20 protein-coding genes are annotated in these 18,798 nt (G+C 53.9%); 10 read left to right on the top strand and 10 right to left on the bottom strand.

Annotated elements, in window-relative coordinates; genetic code table 11:
* Positions 1–99: 99 nt before the first annotated feature.
* On the top strand, positions 100–732 hold the full coding sequence (locus tag QUD59_RS01245) for a CBS domain-containing protein (RefSeq protein WP_286239037.1): 633 nt from the start codon (positions 100–102) through the stop codon (positions 730–732).
* A 71-nt stretch (positions 733–803) separates the two neighbouring features.
* Here the strand turns inward: QUD59_RS01245 and QUD59_RS01240 are convergent, their stop codons facing one another.
* The 3 genes from QUD59_RS01240 to QUD59_RS01230 all read right to left on the bottom strand — a co-directional run bounded on the left by QUD59_RS01240 (position 804) and on the right by QUD59_RS01230 (position 3,258).
* Positions 804–1,697 (bottom strand): LysR substrate-binding domain-containing protein, encoded by an 894-nt coding sequence (locus tag QUD59_RS01240; protein WP_286239036.1) that lies wholly within the window; start codon positions 1,695–1,697, stop codon positions 804–806.
* A gap of 108 nt (positions 1,698–1,805) precedes the next feature.
* Entirely contained in the window at positions 1,806–2,150 is a 345-nt protein-coding gene (locus QUD59_RS01235; RefSeq protein ID WP_286239035.1) for a DUF7352 domain-containing protein, read from the bottom strand.
* 232 nt (positions 2,151–2,382) lie between these two features.
* Positions 2,383–3,258 (bottom strand): LysR family transcriptional regulator, encoded by an 876-nt coding sequence (locus QUD59_RS01230; RefSeq protein ID WP_286239033.1) that lies wholly within the window; start codon positions 3,256–3,258, stop codon positions 2,383–2,385.
* A gap of 116 nt (positions 3,259–3,374) precedes the next feature.
* Here QUD59_RS01230 and QUD59_RS01225 point away from each other — a divergent pair, with 116 nt between their 5' ends.
* Complete coding sequence (locus QUD59_RS01225; RefSeq protein WP_286239031.1) at positions 3,375–4,148, top strand: ferredoxin--NADP reductase; 774 nt, start codon at positions 3,375–3,377, stop codon at positions 4,146–4,148.
* Between the two features lie 12 nt (positions 4,149–4,160).
* On the opposite strand, the gene QUD59_RS01220 is transcribed toward QUD59_RS01225, so the two are convergent.
* Positions 4,161–4,469: an AzlD family protein gene (locus tag QUD59_RS01220; RefSeq protein ID WP_286239030.1), complete on the bottom strand. Its 309-nt coding sequence runs from the start codon at positions 4,467–4,469 to the stop codon at positions 4,161–4,163.
* The gene (locus tag QUD59_RS01215) at positions 4,459–5,175 is read right to left on the bottom strand and encodes an AzlC family ABC transporter permease (protein ID WP_286239029.1); all 717 of its coding nucleotides are present in this window, start codon (positions 5,173–5,175) and stop codon (positions 4,459–4,461) included. The genes QUD59_RS01220 and QUD59_RS01215 overlap by 11 nt, the downstream gene beginning before the upstream one ends.
* 227 nt (positions 5,176–5,402) lie before the next feature.
* Between QUD59_RS01215 and QUD59_RS01210 the strand changes: the two genes are divergently transcribed.
* Positions 5,403–6,110, top strand: coding sequence for a type 1 glutamine amidotransferase (locus QUD59_RS01210; protein WP_286239028.1), 708 nt, complete (start codon positions 5,403–5,405; stop codon positions 6,108–6,110).
* Positions 6,111–6,185: 75 nt separating this feature from the next.
* Positions 6,186–6,680: a Crp/Fnr family transcriptional regulator gene (locus tag QUD59_RS01205; RefSeq protein WP_286239026.1), complete on the top strand. Its 495-nt coding sequence runs from the start codon at positions 6,186–6,188 to the stop codon at positions 6,678–6,680.
* Here QUD59_RS01205 and QUD59_RS01200 read toward each other — a convergent pair.
* Entirely contained in the window at positions 6,655–7,137 is a 483-nt protein-coding gene (locus QUD59_RS01200) for a PACE efflux transporter (protein WP_286239024.1), read from the bottom strand. The genes QUD59_RS01205 and QUD59_RS01200 overlap by 26 nt on opposite strands.
* A gap of 100 nt (positions 7,138–7,237) precedes the next feature.
* On the opposite strand from QUD59_RS01200, the gene QUD59_RS01195 reads away from it, so the two are divergent.
* Positions 7,238–8,143 (top strand): LysR family transcriptional regulator, encoded by a 906-nt coding sequence (locus tag QUD59_RS01195; protein ID WP_286239022.1) that lies wholly within the window; start codon positions 7,238–7,240, stop codon positions 8,141–8,143.
* Positions 8,144–8,172: 29 nt separating this feature from the next.
* Here the strand turns inward: QUD59_RS01195 and QUD59_RS01190 are convergent, their stop codons facing one another.
* From QUD59_RS01190 to QUD59_RS01175, 4 genes are all read right to left on the bottom strand, one after another.
* Positions 8,173–9,129, bottom strand: a complete 957-nt coding sequence (locus tag QUD59_RS01190; RefSeq protein ID WP_286239020.1) for a DMT family transporter — start codon at positions 9,127–9,129, stop codon at positions 8,173–8,175.
* A gap of 95 nt (positions 9,130–9,224) precedes the next feature.
* Entirely contained in the window at positions 9,225–10,730 is a 1,506-nt protein-coding gene (locus QUD59_RS01185; RefSeq protein ID WP_286239017.1) for a Na+/H+ antiporter NhaC family protein, read from the bottom strand.
* A 75-nt stretch (positions 10,731–10,805) separates the two neighbouring features.
* Complete coding sequence (locus tag QUD59_RS01180; RefSeq protein ID WP_286239015.1) at positions 10,806–12,089, bottom strand: NAD(P)/FAD-dependent oxidoreductase; 1,284 nt, start codon at positions 12,087–12,089, stop codon at positions 10,806–10,808.
* 377 nt (positions 12,090–12,466) lie between these two features.
* Entirely contained in the window at positions 12,467–13,390 is a 924-nt protein-coding gene (locus QUD59_RS01175) for a LysR family transcriptional regulator (protein ID WP_286239014.1), read from the bottom strand.
* A gap of 155 nt (positions 13,391–13,545) precedes the next feature.
* On the opposite strand from QUD59_RS01175, the gene QUD59_RS01170 reads away from it, so the two are divergent.
* From QUD59_RS01170 to QUD59_RS01150, 5 genes are all read left to right on the top strand, one after another.
* Positions 13,546–15,003 (top strand): NAD-dependent succinate-semialdehyde dehydrogenase, encoded by a 1,458-nt coding sequence (locus QUD59_RS01170; RefSeq protein ID WP_286239013.1) that lies wholly within the window; start codon positions 13,546–13,548, stop codon positions 15,001–15,003.
* An 11-nt stretch (positions 15,004–15,014) separates the two neighbouring features.
* Positions 15,015–16,367 (top strand): aminotransferase, encoded by a 1,353-nt coding sequence (locus QUD59_RS01165; RefSeq protein ID WP_286239012.1) that lies wholly within the window; start codon positions 15,015–15,017, stop codon positions 16,365–16,367.
* A gap of 274 nt (positions 16,368–16,641) precedes the next feature.
* Positions 16,642–16,887, top strand: a complete 246-nt coding sequence (locus QUD59_RS01160; protein ID WP_286239011.1) for a DUF2164 domain-containing protein — start codon at positions 16,642–16,644, stop codon at positions 16,885–16,887.
* 46 nt (positions 16,888–16,933) lie between these two features.
* Positions 16,934–17,500 carry a pyridoxamine 5'-phosphate oxidase family protein gene (locus QUD59_RS01155; RefSeq protein WP_286239010.1) on the top strand — a complete coding sequence of 189 codons (567 nt, stop codon included), beginning with the start codon at positions 16,934–16,936 and terminating at the stop codon, positions 17,498–17,500.
* A gap of 81 nt (positions 17,501–17,581) precedes the next feature.
* Positions 17,582–18,796: a tetratricopeptide repeat protein gene (locus QUD59_RS01150; RefSeq protein WP_286239009.1), complete on the top strand. Its 1,215-nt coding sequence runs from the start codon at positions 17,582–17,584 to the stop codon at positions 18,794–18,796.
* Positions 18,797–18,798: the final 2 nt, after the last annotated feature.

Raw genomic sequence — 18,798 nt, 5'->3', positions numbered from 1 at the left:
TTCTGAGAGAGTCGTTCTTAAAAAATCTTAAAACTATTTATTACCAACGAGGTCAATCTGTTTTCAGGCGGGTATTAAATTCCAGATGCGGGGTGGCCTATGTTCTCTATTTATGACTATGAAGGGCGAGTTTTCAGAAACACACTTGAGGAGCTTTACAGGGTTAATCCTGTCGAGAGTTCGGCTGAGCTGCTCAAGTCCAGCGGTGAGTTCCATCAGGACAGCTCACAGGCCGGTTTTGTTGCTAAACACCCTGTGCCTAACCATACCGCATTGCAGGCATACCGTGACTTAATTCATGCCAGTCCTAAAGATGAATTACGCCACGCCTATGAGATCATGCAGGAAGAATTTGACTTGCTGAGTGATACCAGCACGGTTTATGAAGCAATGAATACACTGGTCGAGCGGCAATTAAATGCATTACCGGTGGTCAATGATAAGAAACGTATTGTCGGCATATTTTCACATGATCTGCTTGTGAAAACGTTGCTTGAAAGTGAATCGGAACCCCCGAATTTAAAAATAACGCCGCTGAATACCTGTGTCTCAGATAAGGTCATTACCGCTGAACCTGTCACCAGTATTCGAAGAATTGCGGAGGTCATGTATCAATATAATCTGACGCTGATACCTGTGACCGATGCTTATGAAGCGTTAGTGGGCCTTATCTCAGCCAGAGATATAGCTAAAGCTGTCGCGAATGAGCCTCCCGTCAGTATCTGGACGTAAACGGCTGACTCAGTGTACGCGGTCAGGTTTGTCGCATGTTCTAACGGCTATAAACCGGGAGGGGGCTTCATTCATACGTTTTTATTGCTGAAGTTCAGCAGTTGCTCCAGACCCGGATTAATCAGACTGCTGTCGCGATAAATCGCATATAGATCCTCAGTGATGCTATTAGCAACACCAATCACTTCGACGCCATACTGCTGACAGATTTCATCTGCGATAAATGTGGGCGCTGAGAAAAAACCTTCCCCGGACTGCCCTAATACTTTTAACAGAGCGCTGTCATCGATCTCAGCCCGGATGTTGAGTTGAATGTTATGGATTTTGAACCAGTCTCTTAACTTTTCCAGATAAGGTGTTTGTCGGCCGTAACTGAGAAAAGGATGATGATTAAGGCTTTGCGGGAACTCCTCTCTGAGCAGGGCTGCTTTTTCTTTCTGGAAAAAGAATGACATGGATGTGGTTAAAAGTTTATGTGCGGTCAGGCCATCACGGTCACATTCATGGGGCAGGTAGTCGGTAATCAGCACATCTACTTTTTTTTGCTTTAACTGGAGAAGTAATTCATATGCGTCTGATGTTTTACATACAAGCTGAATCTTATTCGGTATGTGCATAGCGGGTTTTATGACTTTCCAGGCAAGTATCTTATGCACGGTAGATGCAATACCTACTGAAAAATCGATCGCGCGGTTTTCAGGTGCCTGCTGCAACACTTCCTCGAGTTGAGCTGTAATATCAAAAATTTTATTGGCATAGGCAAATACTTCCTTGCCTAACGGTGTCATCACCAGAGAGCGGCCCTCGCGTTTAAAGAGCATGTGCTGAATGTTCTCTTCGAGGGTAGCGATTTGCGAGCTGAGTGTTTGTGGCGCTAAATCCAGAATTTCACAGGCCTGGGAAATAGAGCCTTCTCTGGCTGTCAGCCAGAAATAGTAGAGGTGTTTCAGGTTCAACATTTTCATCGTGTTGACTCCGTTGCAGGCTGTGAGTACCACTCATATAACCTAGTGCATTACTAGGTTATATGGCCGTGCAACTTTGTCAACTTAACCGGCGGGGACACTGGCTGCCTAAGCAGCCAGTTCTTTATCTGACATTTCCATTCTATTGTCCCAGCCGGGCTGGGCAGGGTCGTGTGTTACAGGCACTTCAAATATATGAAACGCTTCGGGTTTAAGCAGATCGACTGCGGTATGTACGTGTATGAAATCAGAAGGCACGGACTCGTTGGTTTTCTTTACCACAAATGTCTTTCTGGTTTCCGGGATATCTGCACGTAACGGGATCTCTACCCACAAGCAGATACGGCGTTCGGTAACCAGATACTCGATGCGAACAATCCGGTAGCCCGCTTTAAAAGACAGGGTCTGATGTTCTTTATCGGTCGTCAGGGTGAGCTTCTGTATGGTTTTCATAACTACACTCCTCTATTGGGTTGCAGTCACTATCCCTGAGTAAACGCTCGGAAAAAACAGAATTGATGGAAACAAAGCTTCGAAAAAATTGGGGTGTCTGGTCAAGGGGGGGCTGTCGGACACCGGTCTCTGGTGTTTATACCTTGTCTGCTCTGTTGAGGAGGCCGGGCCCGGTTGATCGCTGATCTCTGGCATACATTCTGATCGCAGTCAGATACAGAATGTATGCGAACTATTCGTGACACAGTTGGAGCCAGCGTTTGATGCCTTCGCTTTGATACTTGTGCCGGTTCAGGGCGATAAACAACTGGCGGTTAAAGTCCCTTCCGGCGACGTTAAGCGGTACCAGTGTGCCGTGGTCGAATGATTCCTGCAGGGCAATACGTGACAGGCAGCCGATCCCCATACCGCTGCTTACGGCGCGGATGATAGAGCCGCTTTGCTCCAGTTCGAACAGAATGTTCAGGCTCGAGAGCAGGCCGTGCAACGCCCAGTCGAAGGCCTGACGGGTACCTGAGCCGGATTCACGCAGTATCCATTGAGCGCTCAGCAAGTCGCTGTCGCTGAGTAGGTTTTTGCTGGCCAGCGGGTGATCCGGTGCAGCAAATACCACCAGTTCGTCCTGCAGCCAGGGCTGAATATCCAGATCGGGGTGATTGATCTCCCCCTCAACCAGGCCGATATCCAGATCATAGTTCAGCAGTTGTTCGGCGATGCTTGAGGTATTGCCTACCTTAAGTTGCAGTCGGGCCTCGGGGTATTGTTTCAGATAGCGCGCCATCAGGTCGACGGCCAGTGAGTTGCCGATGGTCAGGGTGGCACCGATCTTCAGCTCACCAATAGCCTGATGCTGCTGCAGGCTCTGTTGCAGGGCCGATGCCCGTTCCAGCAGCGCTTCAGCCTGAGGTCGCAGCAGCCTCCCCAGTTCGTTGATCTGCAGGCGTTTACCGATGCGATCAAACAGGCGAATTTCAAACTGGGTTTCCAGATCTCGCAGGGCACCGCTGACTGCGGACTGGGACATCGACAACTGGTCTGCTGCACGGGTGATATTTTCACTCTGGGCGACGGCGAGGAATACCTCTAACTGACGCAGGGTATATTTCATATTCGGTATTTCCGATTATGGTTAGAAGAATAATCGTCTTTACCAATATGTTAGTCAGGATTAGGCTGTCATCACAAGATCAGCTATACCTTTTTTAAACAGCAGGTGGCGTAACTATGTCGAATATCGGTCATGAAGAAGTGCTCAGTGTGCATCACTGGAATGATTCTCTGTTCAGTTTTACAACCACCCGTGATCCCGGGTTTCGTTTTAAGAACGGCCATTTCACGATGATCGGGCTGGAACATGAAGGGCGTCCACTGATGCGTGCCTACAGCATTGCCAGCGCCAACTACGAAGACCAGCTTGAGTTCTTCAGCATTAAAGTGCCGGATGGCCCGCTGACCTCAAAGCTTCAGAATATTACGGTGGGTGATAAAATTCTGGTCAGCCGCAAACCCACCGGTACGCTGATTAATGACCATCTGTTGCCCGGAAAGCGGCTTTACCTGATCAGTACCGGTACCGGACTGGCGCCGTTTATGAGCATCATTAAAGACCCTGAGATCTATGAGCAGTATGATCAGGTGATTCTGACCCATGGCGTACGCCACCTGTCGGAACTGGCATACTCCGATGTGATACAGGAGCACCTGCCGGGTAACGAATACTTCGGTGAAATGGTGGCGGATAAGCTGCGCTACTACCCGACAGTAACCCGTGAGCCGTTCCGAAATCAGGGCCGCCTGACGGATCTGATTACCAGCGGCAAACTCACCGATGATCTTGGTCTGCCACCGCTGAATACTGCGGAAGACCGGTTTATGATCTGCGGCAGCCCGAGCATGCTCCAGGATTGTTGCGATATTCTTGATGAGATGGGCTTTATCGAGGCGCGCCACGGTGATCTGGGCCACTATGTGATTGAGCGTGCCTTTGTTGAGCGTTGATTCAGCACTGGCTCAGAAATAGCGCCACAGGGCCGCTGTCAGGATCCCGGCAAGGATCGCAGGCAGCGGTTTTTTCAGTAGCAGGGTCACCACGGCGGTAACCAGCAGCGCCAGCCGGGCACCGTTGTCACCCGAGATGGCCATGGGTGTCAGGATGGCAACCAGCACAGAGCCTGACATGGCGTTGATAAATTGCTTCACTCTGTAGCTGATAGGCACATAGGACATCACAAAGACGCCGCCCCAGCGGGTTGCCAGCGTTACCAGTGCCATCAGCAGGATGATTAACAGTGCACCGAAGCCGGTGGTCTCAATGTTCATGTTTCTGCTCCCTGATGATAAGCCCGGCTATACCGCCGGCCAGTGCGCCAACCACCACATGGCTGTTTTCCGGCAGATACCAGAACGCCAGCAACGACGCAGCGGCTGCGACGATCCAGATTAACAGCATGCGCAGGTTCTTCTCGCCGCCCACCACCATCGCCAGCAGGAAACAACCCATCACCATATCCAGACCGAGGCTTTTCGGGTCTTGAATCGCGCTGCCAAAGTAGATCCCCGCCCAGGTACCGACAATCCAGAACGACCAGAGCGTCAGGCCTCCGCCGAGCAGCAGACCAAGCCCCGGTTGACCCCGGCTGAACGCCTGCATCGCAAGCGCCCAGTTCGCATCGGAAGCCAGCAGCATCGTGCCGTAGCGTTTTCCGGGTGGCAGATGGCGTAGCCAGGGGTAAAGGGTTGCCCCCATCAACAGATGGCGGGCATTGATGGCGAAAACCGTGATCAGAATCGTAAACAGTGGCGCTTCTGGCCCCCATAGCTCCAGTGCAGCAAACTGCGACGCCCCGGCAAAGACCAGCGTACTCATCGCCAAAATCAGCGGGTCACTGATACCGGTCTGACTGGCGGCCAGACCAAAGGCTGCACCGAAGGCGATCACCAGCGTCGAAAGCGGCACCAGTTGTTTATAACCGGCCCAGACCAGTGGCCAGTTGAGTTGATGCAGTTCCTTATCGGGTTGCTCCACGCAGGTCTCCTTGTGATTGCCGGGCAGAGCGAGCTGTGCCTGAATTTGATTAATATATAAATAAACACCGGAGTGGAGTGCACTATATGGGTACCGCAGCGGGTGTTTCAAGGCCTTAATCGATCATGCGGTGTGTGCTGAGCATAATATACCGCTTTGGGGTGATATCTTTCCGGTTTCAGGCTGTGGTCTAGTGGGTTTTTGCTGTGTTTTGTTGGAGAGTGAAGGTGAAGACAGGCATTTTGATTACCGGTGATACCAAGGGTGAGCTTAAGCAGCGCTATGGCAGTTTCGCGGACATGTTTATGGCGCTGCTCCGTCAGGCCGATCCTGATCTGGAGTTTGCCTGTTTTGATCTGCTTAAGCATGAGTTTCCTGATAACCCGCAGCAGTGTGATAGCTGGTTAATTACCGGATCGGAGCATGGTGTATATGACAACCTGCCGTGGATGGCTCCGCTGCAGCAGTTTATCCGGGAGGTCGCAGCAGCCGGAGTCCCGATGGTCGGGATCTGCTTCGGTCATCAGATCATGGCAGCGGCTTTGGGTGCCCGGGTAGAAAAATCCGATAAAGGCTGGGGGCTGGGGCCGCAGCGTTACCAGATTGAAGGTATCGCAGAGCAGAGCAGTGTCGTACTGAACGCTATCCATCAGGATCAGGTACTGAGCCTGCCGCCACAGGGCAAGGTGTTTATGCGTTCAGAATTTTGCCCGTATGCCGGCGTCTGCTACGGTGAGTCAATGATGAGCATTCAGGCCCATCCGGAGTTTATGGCGGATTTCACGGCTGAACAGCTACTTGAGCTGAAAGGAAATCTGTTTCCTGAGGCGTTAACCGATGCTGCGATTCAACGTTTACAGCAGCCCGAGTGGGCGGCAGATACGGATCTGGTCAGACGCCTGATGCTGAATCTGCTGCGGCCGGTTTCGGTCTGAGGTATTCGTCGTGATAATGGCCTATACCTGTAGTAGGGCGATCGGCTGATCGTTCGCAGGAAGAGGTGAGGTTGAATGCAACAGTTGTCTGGTTCTGAGATTAAAACCCGGTTTCCGGAGATCCGCTGCCGGGAGTTGTCGATGTTTGGTGCCCTGAGCAATGACAGTCTGCAGTTTCTTCTGGCGGAGGGACGGGTACTGGAATATGCCGCCGGAGAGACATTGTTCCATGACGGGGATGCATCAGAGCGGTTCTATATTATCCTCGATGGCAGTCTGGGTTATTTCCGCAAAGAGCAGGGTGAAGCTATCCACATCCGCAGCTTTCGTACCGGTGAGCAGTTAGGTTACGTCGGTATGATCGGGTTGCATGAACGTCGCGGTGACGCTGTGGCGGAAGTGGATAGCTGTGTTCTGGAGATCTCCTGTGAGCTGTTTCACCGGGTCTGTGACACCTTTGCCAGTGACTTTGTTATCTTTCTGATCAATATGACCCGTGAGATGAGCCGGGAGATTACTGATCTTGATGCGATCTGCAGCGGTCTCAGTGCCCAGTTAAGGAAGCGCTGAGAGCGGAGTCTTCCATAGCGTCTGGTTGTTTAACCGGGAACAGCCAGTCGTAGGCCAGACCAAACAGGAAGGTATACACGACGACCCCGGCCATCATCCCCAGATCCATAATCAGCGCTTCAATAAACCCCAGCTCCAGCCACCACATCATCAGTGGCAGGGTCAGCGTGACCAGCGACAGCTCAAACCCCAGTGCATGTAACACCCTGCGGGGCATGGAGCGTTCGCTTGGTATCCGGCCGCAACGGGCATCCCAACGGTCGAAAACGTAGTTATAGACATAGTTGCAGCCCAGCGCGAGCAGGCTCATGGCGACCCCCATCAGGCCGATATCCAGCAGTTCCCGTTGCAGAATCGTCGCGATGATCAGGGTACAGAGCGTCAGCAGGATAAGCTCAAACGACAGGGCATAACGCAGCCGGTCCCATCCGCTTCGCATAACAATTTTGGTCGCCATTTTCTCCTCCTGTCCTGTTTAGCAATAAGTTTTTCTGCATAATAAAGTGATTATTGATAAATAATAGTTAGCATCCATCAGTTTTATAGATAGGTTGAATATGTGGAGTCTTGAACAGCTCAACTGTTTTGTCACAGCGGCCGAAACGGGGTCATTCTCCGCAGCCGCCAGAAAACTGGGTAAGGCGCAGTCTGCTGTGAGTATGGCGATCAGTAATCTGGAGATCGATCTTAACCTTGAGCTGTTTCAGCGTTCCGGTCGCACGCCGGTGCTGACGGATGCCGGGAGGGCACTGCTGGAAACCGCCAGCAGTGTGTTGCTCAGTCAGCAGGAGTTTACAGCGCATGCGGCCTCGCTGGGGGAGGAGGATGAAACCAGCCTGTGTATTGCGCTGGAGCAGAATATTTCTACCGTTCCGCTGCTGCCCTTGCTGGAAACCTTCGCTGAGCGTTTTCCTTACGTCACCGTGGAACTGCTGGATCCCGGCAGCGGTGATGTGGCGGAGTTGATCCGTAGTCATCGCGCCCATATCGGCTTGATGATCGAGCAGGAGCATTACCCGATGGGGTTTCACTTTCGTGGGATTGGTCACTCTCAGGTGGTGGCGGTTGCGCATGCTGACTACCCGCTGGCAAAGAAGCCCAGCGTTGATCTGGCAGATCTGCGCCAGCATCGGCAACTGATCGGACGCAGTCTGGATCCGGATAATCGCAGTCATGAGCGTTACCGGCTCAGTCCCCGCGTCTGGCTGGCGGAAAGTCCCTATTCGATTCTGGAATTGCTCTCGGCCGGTATTGGCTGGGCCTACCTGCATCAGGCGGTGGTCGAGGAAAAGTTGGCCAGTGGCGATCTGGTGGAGCTGAATCTGGCCTATCAGCAGGCCGACCTGTTGCAGGGGATTGATCTGATCTGGAGTGATAGCCGCCCTCTGGGGCGTGCAGGGCAATGGTTCCTGCAGCAACTGCAGCGGCTGGAATATAGCCCGGGCCTGAACCGTTCGGTCTGACCCGGACTCATCTGTGGGTTATCTGTGGGTTAATCCACCGCAGCGGTGTGTTCCAGCGGTTTCATACTGGCTTTACGGCGCCGGTCACCCAGTTCGGAGATCAGCATGCCGCCGAGAATCATGCCGGCCCCGATAAATCCCTGAAGCCCCAGATGTTCATCCAGAAACAGCCAGGCGGAGGCGTGGGCAAAGATCGGTTCGGTAGCAAATACCAGTGCCACCTTGTGCGGTTCGATAACGGTCTGGCAGGCCGATTGTGCCCAGTAGGCATAAGCGGTTCCAAGCAGAGCAGAAACCAGCAGGGCCCAGATAATGACCGGCTGGTTTAGCTGATCCGGCCAGCTTACCGGCGTTGCTTCCGGATGATAGAACGCGGGGTCGGGGCTCAGCCAGGCGGCGAGTGCACTGTAAATGGCGACCGCAAATAGCTGAATAATACTCAGCAGAATCACCGGCATTTTATCGACAAAGCGACCGGTCAGTACAATGTGTACCGCAAAGGCGAAGGCGCAGGTAAGTACCAGCAGGTCACCCCGGTTGAGTGTCAGCGCGCCGCCCATGGTCAGGAAATACAGGCCCAGGGTCGCGATAATAATCCCCAGCCAGACATTCTTGCCAACCCGGTTGCGGAACAGCAGGTAACCCATAACCGGTACCAGTGGCACGTTCAGGCCGGTGATAAAGCCGGCATTGGAGACGCTGGTGTAGCGCAATCCTTCGGTCTGAGTGTAAAAGCCGATGAACAGCAGAAAGCCGAGCAGAAGACCGGCGGCCAGCAGCTTCGGCCAGGTGCCGGGGGCAATGTTTTCCCGTGCAAACCACAGCAGTGGCAGAAGGGAGAGGGCCGCAATGCTGAAGCGCACGGCGTTAAAACTATGGGTCGGGAGTATGGCTACAGCCAGGTCGATCAGAACGAACTCTGATCCCCAGAAAAAGCTGACCAGCAGCAGAAGAAGGATCGCGTTGCGAGGGGAGGTTATTGTCATGATTATTTCTCGCGGTGGCCTGAAACAAACAAACGCCCCGGGGAAAGTGGCAACCCCGGGGCGTTTTCAGAACGGTTTAGTGTGGGAGCCCGGCGTTAAGCCATGGCAAAGCCCAGTACGATCAGAGCAACAAAGGTGATCGCTGCGCCAATCAGGGCGTAAGGGATCTGTGTCAGTGCGTGCTGCATCGGTGTACAACCTGAACCCTGAGAAGAGAGTACAGTGGAGTCACTGAAGAAGCAGGCATGGCTACCAAACGCGGAAGCGGACAGCAGTGCACCTACGGTCAGGGGCATGGAGATATCCAGTGTCAGCGCCATCGGGATAACGATCGGCAGAGAGACAACAAACACGCCCCAGCTTGAACCGGTTGCAAATACCACGGCAGCCATTGCAGCAAATACCAGCGCAGGCAGCAGCTCGCGAGACAGGTAAGGAGTCAGGGATTCAATGATATAGGGGGTCATACCCAACTGATCATTTACCTCTTTGAGCATAAAGCCGGCACAGACCACCGCGATCGGATGCAGCATGACTTTGAAGCCATCGAGCATGGAATCGACCAGTTTGCCGAAGCTCAGCAGACCCTGCCAGAAGTACAGCACCATGGTGAACATGGACGCAACCAGAGCACCTAGCAGCAGATCAATCTCGTAGTAAACACTGGCAGCAACCAGTACAGCCATTGGCAGCAGGAAGTTGATCAGACCAACAATCGGGCTGGTTTTCTTGATGCCGGACAGATCAAATCCATCCTGCTGAGCACCGTCCGGGATTGGCTGACCTGCCTGAGCGCGGTTCTCGGCCTGTTTCATGGCGCCGAAGTCACCGAGGATACCGGCAGCCACCAGGAAAACGACAAACAGCGCGATCCAGCCGTAAGCCATATACGGGATCGCGTCGATGTACAGGGACATGCCCTTGCCTTCAGCAACCGCACCGTTTTCTTCCAGCAGAGCAGCAAAGTAAACCGCCCAGGTAGAAACCGGCACCAGAATGCAGACCGGCGCAGCCGTGGAGTCAACCAGAAATGCCAGTTTCTCACGGGAGATTTTGTAGCGGTCGGTCAGGTTTTTCATGGAGGCCGAAACGGCCAGCGAGTTCAGGTAGTCATCGATGAAGACCATAATGCCCAGGAAGCAGGTGGTCAGCATGGTGCCGCGTTTGGTTTTGATACGCCTGGCCAGCATCTCACCAAAACTCAGGACGCTGCCGCCCCGTTCCAGCATGTTGATCAGGCCGCCCATCATACCGCAGACCAGTACGATCCAGGCGATGGTCTCATCCATAACGACCGCAATTGAGATATCGCCGAGTCCGGTGACGATATTTGTCGGATCGAGCAGCAGCAGGCCGGAGATGATACCGGCAAAGATCGATTCCAGCGGCTTTTTGGTGATTACCGCCACAAACAGAATCAGCAGGGCCGGCAGCAGGCTGTAGACACCATAGGATTCACCATCAACGTGCTGGGTTGACAGGTAGGCAAAGCCAGCCATCACCAGACCGTAAAAAACTAACCAGCGGGTAGGCTGGGAAACACCCTGTTGGGCAGCGTCAGCCAGTTGCGCAGCACTTGGCTGAGTAGCATCAGTACTCATGGAGGGACCCTTTATATTTTTTATGACACTTGTGACAGAGCAGGGCGACCAGCGGGTCACCCTGCGGAGCAGGTTTTAGATACCCAGTTTATCGCGCAGATTGTAGTACCATGCGCCCATCGCAGTATATGGGATTCGGAAGGTAGTACCGCCCGGGAACGGGTACTGTGGCAGGCTGGCAAAAACGTCGTAACGCTCAGCCTGGCCCTGAATGGCATCAGACAGGACTTTACCCGCCAGATGTGAACAGGTTACGCCGTGGCCACTGTAGCCCTGTGCGTAGTAGATGTTGCTGCCAATACGGCCGAACTGCGGCAGGCGCATCAGAGTCAGCAGGAAGTTACCGGTCCAGGCGTAATCAACGCGCACACCTTTCAGTTGCGGGAAGGTTTTCAGCATCTTCGGCACGATCAGGGATTCGACCTTACCCGGCTCGCGGGCACCGTAAGTAACGCCGCCGCCGTAGATCAGGCGACCATCGCCGGAGAGACGGAAGTAATCCAGCAGGTAGTTGCAGTCTTCAACGCACTGATCGTGAGGCAGCAGAGCTTTCTGCTGCGCTTCGCTCAGGGGCTCGGTGGTGATTACCTGAGTGCCACAGGGCATTGCTTTGGACTGCAGTTTAGGAATCAGACCGCCCAGATAAGCGTTGCCGGCAACCACAACGAAGTCAGCCGTGACGCTGCCCTTGTCGGTGAATACTTTCGCTTTTGTGCCTTCTTCGACACGGGTCACCGGAGAATCTTCATAGATCACGCCGCCGAGGGATTCGAAACCCGCCGCTTCACCCAAAACCAGATTCAGTGGGTGAAAGTGGCCGCCTGACTTATCCAGCAGAGCTCCATGGTAGCGATCGGTACCCACGTAATCCTGAGTGCCGGCTGCAGACAGCAGCTCCAGATCTTTATGGCCGTGGGCCTCCCACAGTGCTTTTTTGCTTTCCAGCTCACGCATCTGCTTGTCGTTACAGGCAGCGAAGATACCACCGTCTTTCAGATCACACTGGATATTGTAATCTTTAACCAGGCGACGGATGATACGGCCACCTTCAAAGGCCATCTTGCCCATTTCAGTGCCGGTGTCTTTACCGTAATGTTTCTCGATAAAATCGATATCACGGCTGTAGCTGTGAACGATCTGACCGCCATTACGGCCGGACGCGCCGAAGCCGATGCGGGTTGCTTCAACCACAACCACCTTGAAACCGCTTTCGGCCAGGTGCAGGGCAGTTGACATGCCGGTGTATCCGGCACCGATGACGCAGACATCCGCTTCAACGTGAGATGTCAGCGCAGGGCGAATGTTTTTATCATTCGCTGAGGCAGCATAGTATGAGGTGGTATGTGAAGGTGCAGACATAATAATTCTCTGTTTTTATTTAACCGCTGCGCTACAGCCGGTTTTATTCTTATCAACGCCCCCTCAGGGGGTGTCTCCAGATATAACAAAGATACGTTGCCATTGAGGTGGGTTTATATACCCCCCGCAGGGTATTTTTAAGCATAGCCCGGACGGCGGGGCCTGTAGCTGAAATTGTTCAGTACGGGGCCTGATCCGGATCGCTTCCGGGAGAAGCGATATATAACATCTGCTATAGCAGCATCACTATAGAGGCTGATCATCGCATCATCTGTCAGAACCGGGTCGTGGGCTTTATAAAAGGTGGAAGTAGTCCATCCCTTCCGGCCGCCTGGTGAGTCTTTGTGATGCGTGATTAATCCCGACGGAATTGATGCTCAGACGAGGGACTCGGTCAGGCACTCGATAAACAGGTTGGTGATCAGCGGGTTGCGTTGAGTGTCGCGCCAGAGGGCCTGAAACGTATTGCGATAACCGTATCGCTCTTCGAAAAGCGGGCGCAGCTCGTCACTCAGGCCCCAGTTCTGTACCAGATGGCGGGGCAGGAAGCCCAGATAGTGCCCGCTCAGAATCAGCGATGCACGGGCTTCCTGATGGTGGGCTTTGGCCTGTTTGTTCCAGCCACGCATATCCGGGTGTGTTTCGCGTCCGGGCAGCAGGCGGGGGGATTCAATAAAGCGGTGCTCGCTGAGCTCCTCCGGCGGTATCGGCTGATCACGATAAAACAGTGGATGGCTGCGGGCGCAGAACAGCAACATATCCTCTTCAAACAGTTTCAGGCTTTTCAGCTCCGGGTAGGGGCGGGTGAGTACGGTGATGCCGATATCGATCTGGTGATTCATCAGTGCTGATGCCACCTCTTCAGAGCCCAGTGTGCTGATCCGGATATTAACGTCCGGCGCCTCGGTTGAGAAACGATCCAGCGCCGCTGTGATACAGGAGTCATGGGCACCGAGCATATGTTCGGCAAAACCCAGATGCAGATTGCCCAGTATCCGGTTGTGGGATCGGTTGATGGTGTTGCGGAAATGATCGACCGCTGCCAGTAACTCCAGCGTGGATTCATAGACCACCCGGCCCTGATCGGTCAGGGCGAAGCCGGAGCGGCCGCGGTCACAGAGACGCATGTCGAGGCGCTTCTCCAGATCGGAGATATAGTTAGTAATGGTCGAGTTGGCCAGATTGAGCTCCAGCTCAGCGGCGCTGAAACCGCCGGCCTCAACCACGGATTTAAAAACCCGTAGCAGGCGGAAATCGATATCTGCCAGTTGGCCGGACAGTGCTGCTTTACGGCGACCCATGGGAAAACGCTCCGGAAAATAGTAATTACTTTTGTAAAACTAAATGTAAGCTCATTTAAATCATTATATAAGCCATAAATATTCTGGTCTATAAATGAGCATATAGTGTGCAGCCCATATTGTAGCGGGCTGCTAATGTGCAGGAGATAACAAGAATGTCGATCCAGTTGAAAGATGCCGGGCTGCTGAAAACCCAGGCTTACATTGATGGTCAGTGGGTAGACGGTGAAGAAGGTGTAACCTTTCCCGTACTGAACCCGGCAACCGGAGAAACCATTGCTGAAGTGGCCAGCGTGACTGCAGGCCAGACCCGTCAGGCGATTGAAGCGGCGGAAAAAGCGATGAAATCCTGGCGTGCGCTGCCGGCAAAAGAGCGCTCTGACCTGCTGGAACGCTGGCATCAACTGATTCTGGACAACCAGGAAGATCTGGCGGTGCTGATGACTGCAGAGCAGGGCAAGCCACTGTTCGAGTCACGTGGCGAAGTGATGTACGGTGCGTCCTTCCTGAAATGGTTCGCTGAAGAAGGCAAGCGTGTTTACGGTGATGTTCTGCCATCCACTCAGGATCGTCGCAGCATCGTAATTAAGCAGCCGGTAGGGGTTGTGGCGGCCATCACGCCATGGAATTTTCCGAATGCCATGATCACCCGTAAGGTGGCGCCGGCACTGGCGGTTGGTTGTGCCATGGTGCTCAAGCCTGCAGCGGAAACGCCGCTGTCTGCGCTGGCGCTGGTGGAACTGGCTGAGCGTGCCGGTCTGCCTGCTGGTCTGTTCAGCGTACTGCCAAGTGCGACTGCATCGGCCGTCGGTGGTGAGATGACCTCTAACCCGATCGTTAAGAAAGTGACTTTCACCGGTTCTACCGGCGTTGGCAAACTGCTGATGAAACAGTGTGCCGATACCGTTAAGCGCACCTCGATGGAGCTGGGCGGTAACGCACCGGTGATCGTATTTGATGACGCTGATCTGGATAAAGCCGTTGCCGGTGCACTGGTTTCTAAATACAGAAACTCCGGTCAGACCTGTATCTGTGCGAACCGTTTGCTGGTTCAGGCCGGTATCTACGACGCTTTCGTCGAGAAGTTTGCTGCCGCGGTTAAAGAGTTCCGTATCGGTAATGGTCTGGAAGAGAGCACGACTCACGGCCCGGTGATTACTGAGAAAGCAGTGGCCGATATCCACGCAAAAGTTGATGCGGCGGTAGCGGAAGGTGCAGAGGTTGTGCTGGGCGGTAAAGTGAGCGAACAGGGTTCTCACTTCTACGAGCCAACGATTCTGACCGGCGTTACTCAGGATATGAGTCTGTTCAAAGAGGAGATCTTTGGCCCGGTTGCGCCGATCTTCAAATTTGAAACAGAAGAGGAAGCGATTGATATGGCCAACGACACTGAGTTTGGTCTGGCTTCCTACGTATACACCAACGACCTGGGCCGTATCTGGCGCGTGTCTGAGGGTATTGATTACGGCATGGTCGGTGTTAACGAGACCATGATCAGCTCCGAAATTATTCCTTTCGGTGGCGTTAAAGAGTCCGGTCAGGGCCGTGAAGGTTCCAAGTATGGCCTGGATGACTATCTCGAAACTAAATATATCTGCCTGGGCGGTCTGTGAGGGGCATTGAAATGAGCACAATTATCTATCCAACTACAAACCTGAAAGCAACAGAGACTCTGACTCTGGAGCGTGGTGACGGTGCTTACGTTTACGACAACAACGGTAAGCAGTATCTGGAAGCACTGGCGGGTCTGTGGTGTACCTCTCTGGGTTACAACAACCGTGAGCTGATCGATACCGTAAACCAGCAGATGGGTCAGCTTTCTTACTCCCACATGTTCGGTGGTAAAACGCACCAGGTGGGTATGGATCTGGCTGAAAAGCTGTCTTCTATGCTGCCGATGGATAACGCGAAGATCTTCTTCGGTAACTCCGGTAGTGATGCGAACGACAGCCACGTAAAAATGCTGCGTTACTACTTCAACGCGATCGGTAAGCCTGAGAAATTCAAGATTATCGCCCGGGAACGTGCTTACCACGGAGTAACCGTTGCGGCTGCGTCTCTGACCGGCCTGACGCCTAACCACACTCACTTCGATCTGCCGTTCGAAGCACTGGGTATCCTGCGTACTGATGCGCCACATTACTACCGTGGCCGTCTGCAGGGCGAATCGGAAGAGCAGTTTGTTGACCGTATTACCAACAATCTGGAACAGTTGATTCTGAAAGAGGGCGCGGACACGATCGCTGCCTTCATCGCAGAGCCAATCACCGGTGCCAGCGGCGTTATCGTGCCGCCTAAAGGTTACTACGAGAAGGTTCAGGCGATCCTGAATAAGTACGACATCCTGTTCTGGGCAGATGAAGTAATCACCGGTTTCGGTCGTACCGGTAATGACTTCGGTTCTACCACAATGAACATCCAGAAGCCGGACATGATGACCATGGCGAAGCAGCTTTCTTCTGCTTACATGCCAATCAGTGCTTCTGCGATCCGTGGTGATATGTACGAAGCGATGATCGAGCCAAGCGCTCAGGTCGGCGTATTCGGTCACGGTTACACCTACTCCGGTCACCCGGTTTCCTGTGCGGTTGCACTGAAAACGCTGGAGATCTACGAGCGTGACAACATCTTTGGTCATGCTGCTGAGATCGGTGAATACATGCAGAAACGTCTGCGTGAATTCCAGGATCACCCGCTGGTGGGTGAGATCCGCGGCAAGGGCATGATCGCTGCGGTTGAAATGGTTGCCAACAAGAAGACCGGTAAGGCCTTTGAGGGTGGTGCAGTCGGTGGTTTCGCCATGCAGGCGTGCCAGAACCACGGCATGATCACCCGCGCGGTAGCGGGTTCCTCTCTGGCGTTCTGTCCTCCGCTGATCATCGACAAATCCCAGGTCGATGAGATGATCGAGAAGTTCTCGCTTGGTCTGCAGGACACCCTGGACTTCGTGACCCGCGAAGGTCTGCTGGAAGACTAATTCCAGACGCTAAAACCCAAGAGCCGTCAGCCTGCTGATCAGGGGGGCTGACGGTTGCTGATCCGAGACTACCACTGCGGATCGCTTCCACCCTGATTTACGATAGGCGCTCTGTTTCCGGAGTACCTTGGCTCTACGCTCTGGTCCATCCTGGATCGTTTGTTTGTTTTGGGGGAACCTTGTTCCCCCTTTTTTTATCTGCGCTTTCACCGCTGCCATCTCCCTTATTTATTGTTTGCTACAATGGCTGGATTCCCTCGTTTAAGGACAGATCATGAGTGAAATTAAATTCAGTAACGATCAGACCGCGCGGCTGGTCAGCAAAGTCAAAGCCTACTTTGAAGCCGAGCTCGATCAGGAGATTGGTGGCTTTGAGGCTGAATTTCTGATCGATTTTTTCGCATCCGAGATTGGCCCCCACTTTTACAATCAGGGGCTGGCCGACGCTCATCTGCTGTTGCAGGAAAAAGTAGAGGAGCTGGGTTACCAGATTCAGGAACTGGAGAAGGTTCCCGGATGATCGAGGGGGATATAGCCCTTAATGTAGTAACAGGAGGTTCAGGCAAATGGGTAAGCTTTTTTCTCAGTTAACCGATCAGCAGATAAGCTTTATTGCTGAACAGAAAATCTATTTTGTCGCCACGGCGGCAGAGACCGGCAACGTCAACCTGTCGCCCAAAGGCGCCGATTCATTGCGGGTAATCGACCCCAATACCATTGTCTGGCTGAACCTGACCGGCAGCGGTAATGAGTCTGCCGCCCACGTTCTGAAAAATCCGCGTATGACCCTGATGTTCTGTGCCTTTGATGGGGCACCGCTGATTCTGCGAACCTACGGCAACGCCCGTGTGCTTCATCCTGATGATCCTGAATGGGCAGCGTATTCAGCACTGTTTCCTGAGTACGTGGCGGCCCGGCAGATCTTTGTGCAAAGCATCGATCAGGTACAGGCTTCCTGCGGTACCTCGGTGCCCCTGTTTCAGTATCAGGAGGAGCGCAGTCAGCATAGCCAGTGGGCGCAACAGAAGGGCCGTGCCGGCATTGAGGCATACTGGGTCAGCCGTAACCAGCAATCAATCGATGGCTTTGCCACCGAAATAGTCGAACGCAGTGGCGTGAAACCCGGCAGCTAACAGCAGGGTTCCCCCTGTACTACGCTGATACGGTGGTCATCGGGCCGCCACGCCCGGATACCCGCTGTAAGGAGTACACCGATGCAGGATTCCTCTCTTGTTCAGCCACTGACCTGTCACTCAGACGAGGCTCAGGTTTTATACCGGACTGCGCTGGAGCAGATGCTGGGCTCTGAATCCGGGGCTGCGGATAATCTCGACCGTGCCCTGCAACTGGACCCTGAATTTGCGTTGGCCGCGGCCGCGCGTTACAGCGTGGCCAAGGACAGTGGTGAGGCGGGGGCGGACCGGTTCCGCCAGCAGGCAGAAGCCACCGCCGGGCTTGTATCTGAACCTGAGCAACAGCATATCCGGATTCTGATCGGCCTGATCGATCAGCCCGCAGAGAACCGCGCCGAAGCTGAAGCGTATCTGCGGCGCAACCCAACAGACCGGCTGGTACTGGCGCAATTGGGCGGTTATCTGTTCTTTTACGGCGGTCCGGACAAACTGAATATCGTGCTTACGCTCTTCGATTCGGTATCCGGGGCGCTGGCCGACGACTGGGCTCTGCTGGCCCGGCTCGGTTTTGCCGCCAGTGAGGCCGGGCAATATAAGCGCGGCAGGGCGCTGCTCGAGCGGGCATTAGCGTTGCGTCCGCAGGCGCTTTACAGCATTCATGCGCTGGCCCATCTGCTGCATGATGAGGGCGCGGCGGAGGAATCTGCCCGGTTACTCCACGACTGGTTAGAACAGTATGGCGACGGTGCGTTGCAGGGACAGATGTACGGTCATGTGCAGTGGCATCTGGCGCTTTCCGAATGGCAGGTGGGGGAGCGGGAAGCCGCGATCCGTCGCTATCAGCAGTACTGTTCGCCGCGAACCACAACCTGCGGCCCGATTCTGACGCTGGCTGACTGTGCTGGTTTCCTGCTCAGGGACTATCTCAAAAGCGGTGAGGTTCAGACACTGGATCAGGAGGTTCAGGCGCATATCGATAAGGTCTGGCACATGCTGGGGCATCCGTTTATCGCCCTGCATGTGGCCGGGCTCTACGCTTCGGCTGAAGATAAAGCCGGGCTACAACGCTGTCACGATACAGTGAATATAATGGCCCAAAGTCCGAACCGGACGCTCTCGCTGGTGCTGATTGATGCGCTTATCAGCTACGTTGCTGCAGATTATACTGCGGCGGAGGCATCACTGGCCGGAATCACGCCGGGCGAGCGGATCGGTATCGGCGGCAGTAATGTCGAGCGGATTCTGATCGAGTTGCTTGAGCAGCAGAGCCGGGCGCGCCAGCCAACCTTGTCTTAGCT

The sequence above is a fragment of the Neptuniibacter halophilus genome, from assembly GCF_030295765.1.
In the GTDB taxonomy this organism is placed as follows: Bacteria; Pseudomonadota; Gammaproteobacteria; order Pseudomonadales; family Balneatricaceae; genus Neptuniibacter; species Neptuniibacter halophilus.
The sequence above is the reverse complement of the archived record's forward strand: the minus strand, read 5'-3'. Positions and strand labels throughout refer to the sequence as shown.